The organism is Amycolatopsis sp. (genome assembly GCF_035276945.1).
Classification (GTDB): Bacteria; Actinomycetota; Actinomycetes; order Mycobacteriales; family Pseudonocardiaceae; genus Amycolatopsis_E.
Window position 1 is genome coordinate 1 of the sequence record NZ_DATELF010000096.1, and the last position, 14,198, is coordinate 14,198.

At 70.2% G+C, this 14,198-nt stretch carries 8 protein-coding genes; 6 read left to right on the forward strand and 2 right to left on the reverse strand.

The window, feature by feature from the left end:
* Together VJT49_RS16135 and VJT49_RS16140 are read right to left on the reverse strand one after the other, a co-directional pair.
* Nucleotides 1-231 (reverse strand): recombinase family protein (locus tag VJT49_RS16135; protein WP_324165644.1); only part of this gene is annotated, 231 nt, incomplete at its 3' end.
* A complete protein-coding gene (locus tag VJT49_RS16140) occupies nt 194-604 on the reverse strand; it encodes a transposase family protein (RefSeq protein ID WP_324165716.1) in 411 nt (136 codons plus the stop codon). The genes VJT49_RS16140 and VJT49_RS16135, both read right to left, overlap by 38 nt.
* Nucleotides 605-1,545: 941 nt before the next feature.
* On the opposite strand from VJT49_RS16140, the gene VJT49_RS16145 reads away from it, so the two are divergent.
* The 6 genes from VJT49_RS16145 to VJT49_RS16170 are packed head-to-tail and all read left to right on the forward strand — an operon-like array spanning nt 1,546 to nt 14,193.
* Nucleotides 1,546-2,964, forward strand: coding sequence for a cytochrome P450 (locus tag VJT49_RS16145; protein ID WP_324165645.1), 1,419 nt, complete (start codon nt 1,546-1,548; stop codon nt 2,962-2,964).
* Nucleotides 2,957-9,256, forward strand: a complete 6,300-nt coding sequence (locus VJT49_RS16150; protein WP_324165646.1) for a type I polyketide synthase — start codon at nt 2,957-2,959, stop codon at nt 9,254-9,256. Before VJT49_RS16145 ends, VJT49_RS16150 begins: the two co-directional genes overlap by 8 nt.
* Nucleotides 9,257-9,286: 30 nt before the next feature.
* A complete protein-coding gene (locus tag VJT49_RS16155; protein WP_324165647.1) occupies nt 9,287-9,985 on the forward strand; it encodes a hypothetical protein in 699 nt (232 codons plus the stop codon).
* A 22-nt stretch (nt 9,986-10,007) separates the two neighbouring features.
* Nucleotides 10,008-11,627 (forward strand): NAD(P)/FAD-dependent oxidoreductase, encoded by a 1,620-nt coding sequence (locus VJT49_RS16160; protein WP_324165648.1) that lies wholly within the window; start codon nt 10,008-10,010, stop codon nt 11,625-11,627.
* Between the two features lie 15 nt (nt 11,628-11,642).
* The gene (locus tag VJT49_RS16165) at nt 11,643-12,923 is read left to right on the forward strand and encodes a cytochrome P450 (protein WP_324165649.1); all 1,281 of its coding nucleotides are present in this window, start codon (nt 11,643-11,645) and stop codon (nt 12,921-12,923) included.
* 34 nt (nt 12,924-12,957) lie between these two features.
* A complete protein-coding gene (locus tag VJT49_RS16170) occupies nt 12,958-14,193 on the forward strand; it encodes a cytochrome P450 (RefSeq protein ID WP_324165650.1) in 1,236 nt (411 codons plus the stop codon).
* Nucleotides 14,194-14,198 lie beyond the last annotated feature (5 nt).

Sequence of the window (14,198 nt, forward strand, 5' to 3'; positions counted from 1 at the left end):
GGGATTGCGCAGCATGCCCCAGATCACCGAGCGGTCCCACCGGTGTTTGCCGGTCCGGGTCGCCACTCCTTGCTCGGTGAGCCACCGGGTCAGCTCGGCGATCGAGGCGCCCTCGTCGGCGTAGCGGCGGAACAACTCGGCGGCGAACGCCAGGTCCTTCGCGTCGCGGCCAGCATTGCTCTTCTCGGCGATCTCAACCTGGCCTAACGTGACCCCGCTGTCGTGGTCCAAGCACGTCATCACCATTCGGGCCGCTGCTCACCGTCGCGGGAACCCCGCAGCGCCTTGCCGTCGACCGCGATCGCGCGGCGTCGTCGCCGTCTGCCCGGCGCCCCGCCCACGCGGCCCTGACACGCCCGGACAGCCAAGCGCCGATCGCGGTGTCGAATCCGTCGCCGGTGAATGTCGAGAGCGCCCGCCGGATCGTGGACGCGTTCGGCACGCCGATCCCCATCCCGCGCAGACTGTCCTCGACCGCGTCGGCGGCCCATTCGGCGAACGACCGCGCACCCGAGACCACCGCGCACACCGACACGAACAAGATCGCCGAGAACCGATGCCGCACACCCCGTTTCTTGCGGGGATCCGGCACCGACTCCAACACCTCGAGCAAACCGCCCCGCGCCTCTGGTGCCATCTCGCAAGCTGGGCCAGGTGGCGCGACAGGCACGGCGAGGCTCCGAAAGTCATGATGGCGTAGGAACTTCGTGATCAACGATCCCGCCGTGCCCGCTCCGCACCCGCTCCGCACCCGCTCCGCACCCGCTCAATCTCCGGTGCGCCGCAACCCAAACCAGCAGGTCAAGCCCCTGGAATCCGACTTTGCCTCAGCCCTGGGCCTCCGCCACAATCGGAGTCGGCGGGCTCGGGAATTGCCGCACATCGCGCCCTCGCCGGACGAGCATTGAGGGTTCGCATTCGGCGGCCCGACCAGAAGAGGCGAGAAACGTGACCGGGCGGAGTCGCCGGACGATAGCCCGATCGCAGATCACCTCGCCTGCGTACCAATTACACACTTCGCCCGCCCTCCCGCCCGCATCCGGAGGCGGTTTCGACGAAGCAGCCGCAAGGTCATCGAGCCTCGACGACACCGCGGCACGGGTAGGAGATCGGTGCATCCAAGGGCCGGCCGCGCAGCACACCTTGCGCGCGATTGTGACTCGAATCACGCACTTGACTTGGGGAGCCGCCAATCGGGGGAACCAAATTCGGACAATCTCCCGCAAACTCACCAAATGGGTAGGTATAAACCCACGGCCGTCGCAGCTGAATCCGACCTGGTCGATCATTGCCGCCGTACCGCTTTGTTGACGCACCTCAACGCGTCCAAGTATGAATTTCATAGCGATGGGCGTCCCGATTCTCTGCCGATGACGAGGATGAACGTCGGGCCAACGTGGACCCAAACCCAATGGAGATGCGAATGGGTCCGCACGTATTAGGCATGCCCGGAACCGGGTGGTCCGCCGCCCTTTCTGCAACGCTTCACAATCGCGCCTGGGACGGCATCGGGCTGACCAGGGCCAGATTTGGTGAGGGAAGCGAATGAGCAACGACTCGCCTGCGCAGCAGACACCAGCTTGCCCGTTCAGCGGGGCAGAACCAGGACAGGAACAACCAGTCCGGACGGTGGGGGTCGCACCCGGCAGACTGCCCATGATCGGTCACATGTGGCCGCTCGTGCGCAATCCCTTCGACTTCTTCGCCGACCTGCGCGCCAGCGGTGACGTGGTGAAGCTCTACATCGGCAAGCGACCGATCTACTTCCTCACCACCGCGCGCCTGGCGCACCAGGTACTGGTGAAGGAGGCCCGCTCGTTCGGCAAGGGCATGGTGTGGGAGGCCGTGCACCCGTTGAGCGGCAACGGTTTGCTGGCCTCCGATCGCGCGCTGCACCGCCGCCAGCGACGGCTGATCCAGCCGCTGTTCCACCGGAAGATGATCGCCTCCTACGCGCAGATCATGACCGCCGAGTCGCAGGCGCTGGCCGAGTCCTGGAAGCCGGGGCAGAAGGTCGCCGTGCAGAAGGCCATGATCGAGCTGACGCTGACCACCATCGTGCGGTCGATGTTCTCCGGCAGCCTGCCCAGGGACGTGGTGCGGGAGATCATCCGCTCGTTGCCGATCTTCACCTACGGCATGGTCGCCCGCACCGTGCTGCCCGCCTGGCTGTGCAAGGTCTCCGGCTTCGACCGGCGCTTCCTCGGCGCGGCGGACCGGCTGCGTGCCGCCGTCGACCACGTGGTGCGCACCGACAAGAGCACGGGCGGGACCGACCTGCTCTCGCACCTGCGCGCCGCCCGCGATCCGGACACCGGTGAGGCGATGAGCGACGACCTCATCCGCGACGAGCTGGTGTCGATCATGATGGCGGGTACCGAGACCACGGCCGCCACTCTGACCTGGGCGTTCCATGAGCTCTCCCAGCACCCTGAGGTCGAGGAGAAGCTGCGCGCCGAGCTGCGGGACGTGCTCGGCGGGCGCCCTGCGGAGTACGACGACATCGAGAAGCTGAGCTACACCCGCGCCGTTGTGAACGAGGTCCTGCGCCGGTACTCGCTGCTGATGCTCTTCCGCCGTGCGGAGGAACCCGTGGTCGTCGACGGTATCCCGCTGTCCGCGGGCGCGGACATCATGTTCAGCCAGATCGACCTGCACCGGGACGGCGAAGCGTTCACCGACCCGGACCGGTTCCACCCCGAACGCTGGCTCGTCGACCGCGAGCACCTACCCAACCGCACCGCCTTTCTCCCGTTCGGCGAGGGCAGCCGGCGCTGCATCGGCGAGTCCTACGCACAGGCCAAGGCGGTCATCGCGCTGGCGACCATCCTCGGCCGCTGGCGCCTGGTCCCGGCACCCGGCCACACCGTGCGCCGGGTCGCGGCGGCGATGCCGCGCCCGAACAGCCTGCCCATGATCGTCACCCCGCTCGAGACCGATGGGAGCGAGCTGACCCATGCTTGAAACCACCACCACGCAGCGGTCCACCAGCACCACCACCGACCAGGGGCGGGGCGCCGCCGTCGAGCCGATCGCGATCGTGGGCATCGGGTGCCGGTTCGCGGGCGGGGTCGACTCTCCCGCCACGCTGTGGAGCCTGCTTGAGCGCGGCGGCAACGCCGTCCGCGAGGTCCCGCCGGAGCGTTGGGCCGTGGACGAGGTCTACGACCCGCAGCCCGGTGTGCTCGGCCGCACCGTCTCCCGCTGGGGCGGGTTCCTCGACAGCGTCGGTGGTTTCGACACTGCCGCCTTCGGCATCACCGAGTACGAGGCCGAGGCGATGGATCCGCAACACCGGATGCTGACCCAGGTGGCCTGGGAAGCGCTGGAGCACGCAGGCATAGCGCCCGGGTCGCTCAAGGGGTCGCAGACCGGTGTCTTCTTCGGCCTCGCGCACCACGACTACCTGCTGCGGACGTTCGACGACTCTCTCGTGGACAACCCGTACGTGATGACCGGCAACGCGCACTCCGTCGGCGCGGGCCGGGTGTCCTACTTGCTCGGGCTGCACGGGCCCTCTGTGGCCGTGGACACCGCCTGCTCCTCAGGTCTGCTGTCGGTGCACCTGGGCTGCCAGAGCCTGCGCGCCGGGGAGTCCGACCTGGCGCTGGCGGGTGCGGCGATGCTGCAACTGGGCCCCGAGGTCGGCGTCCTGTTCTCCCAGTGGTCCATGCTGTCGCCCAACGGCCGGTGCGCCGCGTTCGACGCCGCTGCCGACGGGTTCGTCCGCAGCGAGGGCTGCGCGGTCGTCGCGCTGCAGCGGCTCGACGACGCGGTGCGCGACGGCAACCGGGTCCTCGCGGTCATCCGCGGCTCGGCGGCCAACTCCGACGGCCGCTCCGACAACATCGTCGTCCCTTCCGCGACCGCACAGGAAGCCGTGCAGCGCAGCGCTCTGCGTGCCGCCGCCGTCGACCCGTCCGCGGTCGAACTGGTCGAGGCGCACGGCCCCGGCACACCTACCGGCGACCCGGTGGAGTTCCGCGCGCTGTCCGCCGTGTACGGCGCAGGCGACAAGCCGTGCGCGCTGGGCTCGGTGAAGACCAACATCGGGCACACCGAGTCGGTGTCCGGCGTGGCCGGGCTCATCAAGGCCGTGATGTCGTTGCGGCACAAGAAGATCCCGGGCAACCTCCACTTCACCGGGTGGAACCCGGACATCTCCGCCGACGGGACGCGGTTGTACGTCCCCACCGAGTTGCGTGAGTGGAGCGCGAACGGCTCGCCGCGGCTGGCGTCGGTCTCCTCCTACGGGTTCAGCGGCACCAACGTCCACGTCATCCTCGAAGAAGCCCCGGACACCGTGGTCCCTGCCGTGATTCGCGCACCGGAGGAGAAAGCGCTTCCCATCCTGCTCTCCGGAAGCACTCCGCAGGGCTTGGCGGAGACCGCCGATCGCGTGGCGAGGTGGCTGGCCCGCGAGGGTGTGTCGGCGCCGCTGGCCGACATCGGCCACACCCTCGCCCGCGGTCGGGAGCACCGCGCGGAGCGGCTCGTCGCCCTGGCGTCGTCGCACGGCGGGCTGGCCGAGCAGTTACTGGCGGCTGCGGCGTCGCAGCCCGCGCCGGGCGTGGTGTCCGGCACGGTCAGCAGCCACAGTGGTGCGCCGGTGTGGGTGTTCTCCGGCCAGGGCTCGCAGTGGGCGGGCATGGGCCGGGTGCTGCTGCAGACCGAGCCCGCGTTCGCCGCGATGATCGACGAGTTGGAGCCGCTGATCGCCCGGGAGGCCGGGTTCTCCGTGCGCGCCGAGCTGGTGGCCGACGAGACCGTCACCGGCATCGAGAAGGTCCAGCCGACCATCTTCGCGGTGCAGGTCGCCCTCGCCGCCGCCTGGCGGTCGCGGGGTGTCGAGCCCGCCGCGGTGATCGGGCACTCGCTCGGTGAGACCGCCGCGTCGGTGGTCGCGGGCGCGCTGACCCCCGACGACGGTGTGAAGGTGATCTGCCGCCGGTCCCAGCTGATCACCCGGATTGCGGGCGGCGGCGCCATGGCCACCATCGAGCTGCCGCACCAGGAGGTCGCGGCCGAGTTGGCCGCTGCGGGCACCGAGGACGTCACCGTCGCGGTGATCGCCTCCCCCGGGTCCACGGTCGTGGCGGGCAATCCCGCCCGGGTCGACGAACTGGTCGCCGGCTGGGAGGCCCGCGACCTGCACGCCCGCAGGATTGCGGTGGACTACGCTTCGCACTCCCCGCACGTCGACGCAATCCTCGACGACCTGGCCGAGCGGCTGGAGGACCTCGCCCCGGCTGCGGCGACCGTCCTGGTCTACGGCACCGTGCTGGACGACCCGAAGAAGCCCGCCTCGTTTGACGCCGGGTACTGGGTGAACAACCTGCGCCGCCCGGTCCGCTTCGCCGACGCGGTCACTGCCGCCGTGCTGGACGGGCACCGGATCTTCGTCGAGCTGTCCCCGCACCCGCTGCTGACCCACGCGATTGCCGAGACGGCGAAGTCGATCGGCCGGGACGCCACCGCCATGGGCACGCTGCGCCGCGACGGCGACCAGTCCACCGGGCTGCTGCCCCAGCTGTCTGACCTGCACTGCAGCGGTGTCCCGGTCGACTGGGAGCGCGCCTACCCGGCGGGCAACCTGGTCGACGTGCCGCTGCCGGTGTGGGCGGGCGCCGACCTGGGCGTGCTGGCACTGCAGGTGAAGAAGCCCGGCGCGAGGGTGGACGCGCACCCGCTGCTCGGCGTGCACGTTAGCCCGGTCGACACCGACGACGAGCACACCTGGCAGGCCACGATCAGCGGCCGCGACCTGCGCTACCTGGAGGACCACCAGGTCCACGACCAGCCGGTGCTGCCGGGCGCGGCCTACTGCGAGATGGGGCTGACCGCGGCGAAGACCGTGTTCGGAGCCGACCTCGACGCGATCGAGGTGACCGACCTGACCATCCACGAGATGCTGCACCTCGACGAGCACACCGTGGTGTCCTCGCGCACCCGCCCCGTGAGCGACGGAGTGGTCCGGTTCGAGTCGCTGACCCGCCGCGACGGCGAAGACCCGACGCTGCTGGCCACCGGGACCCTGCGGGTGCGCACGGCCACCGAGCCGGACCGGCTCGACGTGGCCGGGCTGCTGGCCGCGCACCCCGGGTCGCTGGCCCCGCAGGAGGCCTACGCCAAGTTCCACGGGGCCGGTGTCCATCACGGTGACGCGTTCGCCGCCCTGGTCGCGCTGCACCTGTCCGAGGATCTGGGTGTCGAGCGGACGGTGTTCGCGGAGCTGACGCTGCCCACGGCGGTGCGCAGCGACATCAATTCCTACTGGATGCACCCAGTACTGATGGACGGCTGCCTGCAGACGCTGGCGTCGCACCCGGCGTTGATCCACGACGCCTTCCCAGTGGGAGTGGGTGCGTTGCGCGTGCACCGCGACCCGCACCGCGCCCGCTACTGCCTGGCCCGGCTGCACCACCTCGACGACCAGCTCGCCATCGGCGACGTCGCACTGCTCGACGAGGACGGCACCGTGGTCGCCGAGGTCAGGGGCGTGCGCCTGGCCACCACGGACCGGCGGCTGGCCGAGCGCCTGCTGGCCGTCGGCTGGGACCGCGCCGACTTCCCGGAGCCGGGCGCCGCCTCCGGCCCGTGGCTGGTTCTGACCGAGGCGGACGCGGTCCCCGAGCTGTTCGTCGACGAGCTGACCTCGGCGCTGGGCGCCGAGACCGCCCACCTGACGCTGAGCGCCACTGTGGACGAACTGGAGGCGCAGCTGGCCGCGCAGCCGCCGCAGGGGCTCGTGGTAGTGTGCCCGGCGCCGACCGCCACCGCCGACCACGACGCTGTGGAACGCGCGGAGCGCCGGGTGAAACGGCTGATCGACCTGGTCCGGTTCCTGGTGGAGCGCACCGACGCGCACCGGCCCCGGCTGTGGGTGCTCACCCGCGACGCCCAGCAGGTGGGCGAGGGCGATGGGCGGAACCTGGAGCAGACCGCGCTGCGCGGCCTGTGCCGGGTGATCGGCCACGAGCACCCCGAACTGGGGATCTGCCACCTCGACACCGGCGCCGGGACCACGCCCCAGCGGGTGGCCGAGCTGCTGGGTGCGAACGGCGACGCCGACGAGGTGGCGCTGCGCGGCGACGAGCTGTTCCTGGCCCGGCTCAAGATGGCGCCGCTGCACGAGGGTGAGCGCCGGATGCGCCCGATCCGCTATGGGCAGGACCGGTACGCCCTGGCCACCCGGCACGCCGGTGACCTGGGCAGCCTGGAGCTGGTCGCGACCGAGCCGCGCGCGACCGCCTCGGACGAGGTCGAGATCCGGGTCGAGGCCCTCGGCCTGAACTACGCCGACGTGCTCAATGCGATGGGCCTGTACAAGACCGTCGACGGCAGCCCGATGCCGTTCGGCTTCGACTGCGCGGGTACGGTCGTCGCCGTCGGCGCGGGCGTCACCTCGTTCCAGGTCGGTGACCGGGTGGCGGCCATGCACCCTGGCGCGTTCCACGCGTTCGCGGTGGTGCCAGCCTGCAAGGCCAACCGGATCCCCGACGACGTCACGTTCGAGGAGGCCGCGGCCAGGCCCAGCGTGTTCGCCACCGCCTGGTACGGCCTGCACCGGCTGAGCAGGCTCAGCCCCGGCGAGCGGGTGCTGATCCACTCGGCGACCGGTGGCGTGGGCCTGGCGGCGATCGCGGTGGCCCGCCACCTCGGCGCGGAGATCTACGCCACCGCGGGCACCGACGCGAAGCGGCAGTACCTGCGCGACCTGGGTGTCGAGCACGTTTTCGACTCCCGCTCCACGAAGTTCGCCGGCCAGATCCGCGAGCTGACCGGCGGCGAGGGTGTGGACGTGGTGCTCAACTCGCTCACCGGTGCCGCCCAGCGGGCCGGTCTGGACCTGCTGCGCATTGGCGGTCGGTTCGTCGAGCTGGGCAAGAAGGACATCTACGCCGACGCGCGCATCGGGCTCTTCCCGTTCCGCCGCAACATCTCCCTGCACAGCGTCGACCTCGGCGTCCTGGCCTACGAGCACCTCGGCGACATCCTCCGCGAGGTCCACGAGTTGCTCGCCTCGGGCGCGCTCACCCCGACTCCGCACACCACGCACCCGCTGGGTGAGGCCAGCACCGCGTTCCGCACGCTGGCCTCCGGCGGACACATCGGCAAGCTCGTTCTCGCTGTCCCCCAGGACGGCGACGGCGAGGCCGTGGTCCGGCCGGATGACGTGCCCGTGATCCGCGCGGACGGCGCGTATGTGGTCACCGGCGGTCTGGGCGGTCTCGGCCTGATCATCGCCCGTTGGTTCGCCGGGGAGGGCGCGGGCCGCGTCATCCTCAACGGCCGCTCGGCCCCGTCCGCCGAGGCGCGGGCGACCATCGACGAACTGCGCGCGGCCGGTGCCGACATCGAGGTGGTGCGCGGTGACATCGCCGCGGACGGCACCGCCGAGGAGCTGGTCCGCGTCGCCACCGCTACCGGCCTGTCCCTGCGCGGCGTCATCCACGCCGCCGCGGTGGTCGACGACGCGACGATCACCAGCGTGGATGACGCCCTGGTCGAGCGGGTGTGGGCGCCGAAGGTTCGGGGTGCGCTGCGGCTGCAGGAAGCTTGCGCGGACAGCGAGCTGGACTGGTGGTTCGGGTTCTCCTCCGCCTCGGCCCTGGTCGGCTTCGCCGGCCAGGCCTGCTACGCCTCAGCCAACGCCCTGCTGGACGGCCTTACCACCTGGCGGCGCGGGCAGGGGCTGCCTGCGCTGAGCGTCAACTGGGGCGCGTGGGCCGAGTATGGGCGCGGCACGATGTTCGCCGAACGCGGCAACGCCATGATCGACCCGGATGAGGGTGTGAAGGTCTGCGACGCGCTGCTGCGCCACGACCGGGCCCGCGCGGGCTACCTGGCGATCCTGGACAAGGGCTGGCAAGCGATGTTCTCGGAGAAGATCCGCACCTCGCCGTTCTTCGCCGCCATCCCCGCTGACCGCGGGGCTGATCGGGGCGGCGACATCGCCGGGCACGCCGTGCTGGCGGAGCTGCGGATCGCCGGCCCGGCGGCCCGGCAGCGGTTCCTGGAGAAGCACCTCACCGCGCACGCGGCGGAGATCCTCCGGGTCAATGCCTCGGGCCTGGACCCGGACCGGTCACTGACCGACCACGGCCTGGACTCGCTGATGGCGCTGGAACTGAGCACCCGGATCAACCGGGACTTCGACATCCGGGTCACGCCCAAGCAGATGCGCCAGGACTCCAGCCCGTCGGCGCTGGCCTCGCATATCGTCGCCCAGCTCAACCTCGGGGCGGCGCAGTAGATGGACACCAACCGCGCAGAGGGAGTCACCGTGGGCAACCGTCTGCCTCAGGTCGCGCACGCGGCCAGCGGGATCATCAGCCTGCTGATACTGGCCTCCACGATCCTGGTCCTGTCGCCGATCCCGCCCTTCGGGTCGTCGGAGGCCGAGGTCGTGCAGTTCTACGCCACCCACACCACCAGTGGGTACATCTATCAGTTCATCGCGGGCATCGCGCTGATGGCCGTGCTCTGGTTCCTCGGCTACCTCTACACCCGGTTCCGTCGGGAGGTGCCGGACAGTCCACTGCCGGTGCTGATGATCGCGGCGGGCACCGCCTGGGTCGGCTTCGCCGTGGTGTACCTGGGCCTGTTCCAGATCTTCTCGGGCTGGGCTGCGGACCCGGCGACCCACCTGCTGCTGCGCGCGTTCTCCGACGCCTACGTGCTGGGTTTCATGTTCAGCGCGGTCCCGGCTGCGGTCGCGGTCATCGCGGCGGCGCTGTGCACGAGGCGGACCGCGGGGTGGCCGGGCTGGCTCAAGCCGCTGGCCGTGGTCGTCGTGCTGGTCCAGCTGCTCGGGTGCGTGCCGCTGCTCGCGCCGAACAGCCCGCTGAAGGCGGGCGGGCTGATCACCTACGCGAGCGTGTTCGCCGTGGTCATCTGGATCGCCATGGCGAGCATCGCGGCCATCCGCTCGGAACGGGCCAAACCGAGCCAGGATCGGGAAGAAGCGTACTCGGAAGTCTGAACCCGTCCACCGGAGCGCTGGGATGACAGGAAAATTCGACGTGGTGATCGTGGGTGCGGGTCTCGCGGGTATGCAGATGCTGCACGAGGTCCGCGGGGCCGGGCTCACGGCACAGGTACTCGAGGCCGGGGGCGGCGCGGGCGGCACCTGGTACTGGAACCGCTATCCGGGTGCCCGCTGCGACGTGGAGAGCCTGGAGTACTCCTACCAGTTCTCCGCCGAGCTGCAGCAGGACTGGGAGTGGACCCGGCGGTACGCCGATCAGGCCGAGATCATGCGCTACATCGGCCACGTCGTCGAACGCTTCGACCTGGCCCGCGACATCCGGTTCCACACCCGGGTCGAGGCAATGGCCTACGACGAGGCCGACGCCACGTGGACCGTGCGCACCGACACCGGTGACGAGGTCGTGGCCCGGTTCGTCATCATGGCCACCGGCTGCCTGTCAGAGCCGAACGTGCCGGACATCCCCGGCGTGAAGACGTTCGCGGGCGACATCCTGCACACCGGGCGCTGGCCGCGGGAACCGGTCGACTTCACCGGCAAGCGCGTCGGCGTCATCGGCACCGGCTCGTCCGGTGTGCAGGCCATCCCGATCATCGCGAAGGCGGCGGCCGAGCTCGTCGTCTTCCAGCGCACCCCCGCGTACACGCTGCCCGCGGGCGACGAGCCGCTCGACCCGGAGCTGCAGGCGGCGATCAAGGCCGACTACGCGGGGTTCCGCGCGCGCAACAACGAGGTGCCCACGGCGGGCCTCTCCCGGTTCCCGACGAACCCGAACTCGGTGTTCCTGTTTTCCGCCAAGGAGCGGGAGGCCATCTTCGAGCACTTCTGGAACCGGGGCGGGCCGCTGCTGCTGCGCGCCTTCGGCGACCCGCTGGTCGACCCGGCGGCCAACGAGGTCGTCGCCGAGTTCGTCCGCGGCAGGATCCGCCAGATCGTCACCGACCCCGAGGTGGCCGCGAAGCTCACCCCGACGCACGTCATCGGGTGCAAACGCATCTGCCTCGGCGACGGCTACTACGAGACCTACAACCGGCCGAACGTGCGCTTGGTCGACATCGCCACCCACCCGTTCGAGGAGATCACCCCGACCTCGGTCCGTACCGGGGAGGGCTCCCACGAGCTGGACGTGCTGGTGTTCGCCACCGGGTACGACGCCATCACCGGCGCGCTGTCGCGCATCGACGTCCGCGGCCGCGACGGGCTGTCGCTGCGGGAGGCGTGGTTGGCCGGCCCGCGCACCTACCTGGGGCTCGGAGTCCCCGGCTTCCCGAACCTGTTCACCATGACCGGCCCCGGCAGCCCGTCGGTGTTGGCCAACGTGCTGGTCGCCATCCATCAGCACGCGACGTGGATCGGCGAGTGCCTCAAGCACCTGGCCGACAACGGCATCCGGACGATCGAGGCCACGCCGGAGGCCGAGCATGCCTGGGGGCAGCACGTCAGCGACGTCGCCGCGCAGACCCTGCTCTCTTCGTGCGGGTCTTGGTACCTGGGCGCGAACATCCCCGGTAAGAAGCGCGTCTTCATGCCGCTGGTCGGGTTCCCCGACTACGCCAAGAAGTGCGCGGAGATCGCGGCCACCGGCTACCCGGGCTTCGCCCTCGCACACGACCCGGTCCCGGCCACCCAGAGCTGACAGGAGCGCACACACATGGCACACCCCGAGGTCCCGGAAATCGACTTCGATCACCACTCGCCGGAGTACTCCGCCGATCCCTGGGCCGCCAACACGGCCCTCAGCCAGAAGTGCCCGGTGGCGCACAGCTCGCACTACGGCGGCTTCTACGTGGTTACCGGCTACGAGCAGGTCGTCTCCGTGGCCCGCCGCCCGGAGGTGTTCTCCTCCGCGCACGAGCTGCCCAATACCCCAGGCCGTCCACAGGGGACGATCATCCCGGCGTCGACGTTCCGCGCGCTGCCGCTGGAGATGGACCCGCCGGAGTTCCTGGAGTGGCGCCGGGCGCTGAACAACTTCTTCTCGCCCACCTCGGCGAAAAAGCTGCGCCCGCGCATCGAGGCCTACACCACCTGGTGCATCGACCAGTTCATCGAATCGGGCGAGATCGACCTGGTCATGGACCTGGCCAACGCCGTGCCCGCGCTGCTGACGCTGGACATCGTCGGCCTGTCGATGGACAACTGGCGCATCTACGCAGAGGCCGTGCACTCGCTGGCGTACACGCCGTCGGACACGCCCCAGTACAAGGCGGTCGAAGCGGGCTTCGCGATGCTCATCAAGGAGGTCATCGAGACCATCCCGGTGCGCCGCGCGAACCCCGGGAACGACCTGATCAGCTTCCTCACCCAGCTGGACATCGGGGGCGAGAAGATCAGCGACCCGGACATTATCGCCGTCTGCAACGCGATGATCGCCGGTGGCATGGACACCACTACCGCCCTGTTGTCCTCCACCTTCGAGCACCTGGACCGTCACCACGACGACCGCAGGCGCCTGACCGAGCACCCGGAGGACATCCCCAGGGCGTGTGAGGAGTTCCTCCGGTACTTCAGCCCCGTGGTCTGCGTCGGTCGCACGGCCACCGAGGAGGCCCAGATCGACGGCGCCACCGTGCGCACCGGGGAGCGCGTGCTGATCTCATGGGCCGCGGCGAACCTGGACGAGAAGGTCTTCCCGGACCCGCTCACCATCGACTTCGACCGGGACACCCGCAAGCACGCGGCGTTCGGCATCGGCGCACACCGGTGCATCGGCCGCCACATCGCGCAGACCGACTTCCAGGTCGTCGTCGGGGAGGTGCTCACGCGGCTGCGGGACTACCAGCTGGTCGAGGGCGCGGCGGTGCGTTACCCGACTGTCGGACAGATCAACGGCTACGTGGAGATGCCCGCCCGCTTCACCCCCGGTCCCCGGACCGGACCCGACTTCGAGACGGCGAACGACCTGTTCGCCAGCTTCGGCGAGTCGCGGTGAGCGCCCGGCTCGCCGTGGAAAGGTGGTGCGCCCGGTGACCGACACCGCCAACTCCCCGGTGGACGAGGTGCGGGCCGAGCTCCCGCCCTTCCCCTCGCCCCGGAGCCGAAGCTGCCCGTTCGACCCGGCGCCTGCACTGCGCGCAATCCAGGCAAAGGCCCCGATCGCCCGCGTGGAGATCTGGGACGGCAGCACCCCGTGGCTGGTCAGCGGCTACCACGAGGTGCGGGCACTGTTGCGCGACCCGCGGCTGAGCGCGGGGCCCGAGCACCCCAACTACCCGCACTCGACCCCCAGCAAGTTCATGCAGCGCCTGAGCTTCCTCACCATGGACGCCCCGGAGCACACCCGCCAGCGCCGCTTCGTCGCCAAGCCGTTCTCCGCCAAGCGCATCCAGGCCATGCGGCTGCCGATCCAGGAGCTGGTGAACGACCTGGTCGACCGGCTCCTGGCCGGGCCGAAGCCGGTCGACCTGCTGGAGGCGTTCGCGCTGCCGGTGCCGTGCACAGTGATCTGCCACCTGCTGGGCGTACCGTACGAGGACCACGAATTCTTCTCGATGAGTGCCCAGGCGCTCATCAACCCCCGTGCCACCCACGAGGAGGCCATGGCCGCCCGGCAGGGCCTGGTCGACTACATCGACCGGCTGCTGACGGTCAAACGCACCGACCCGGGCGAGGACATGCTGTCGGAGTTGGCCAACGAGCACGTGGCCACCGGCAACCTGACGCAGCAGGACGCCACTCTGATAGGCATGCTGATGCTCCTCGGCGGCTTCGACACGACGTCGAACACCATCTCTTTGGGCGTGCTGGCGCTGACCGAGAACCGCGGCCAACTGGACATCCTGCTGGAGATGGAGACGCAGGAGGAGATCGAGGGCGCGGTCGAGGAGATCCTGCGGTACACCGCCGTCCCACAGGGCGGCAGGCGACGGGTGGCGCTGGAGGACATCGAGATCAATGGCTTGGTCATCCGTGCCGGGGACGGACTGATCCTCGCGGGCGATCTGGCCAACCGGGACGCGTCGGTGGTCGAGGGGCCGGATCGCCTGGACCTGCGCAGGCCTGCGCACAAGCACGTGACCTTCGGACACGGGCCCCACCAGTGCCTGGGCATGCCCCTGGCGCGGCTTGAACTGCAGGTCGCGTTCCCGACCCTGTTGCGCCGGATCCCGACGTTGCGCCGGGCGGTGGACATGGACCAGATCGAGTTCCGTGAGCCAGCCATGGGCATCTACGGAGTGAACGAACTGCCCGTCACGTGGTGACCATC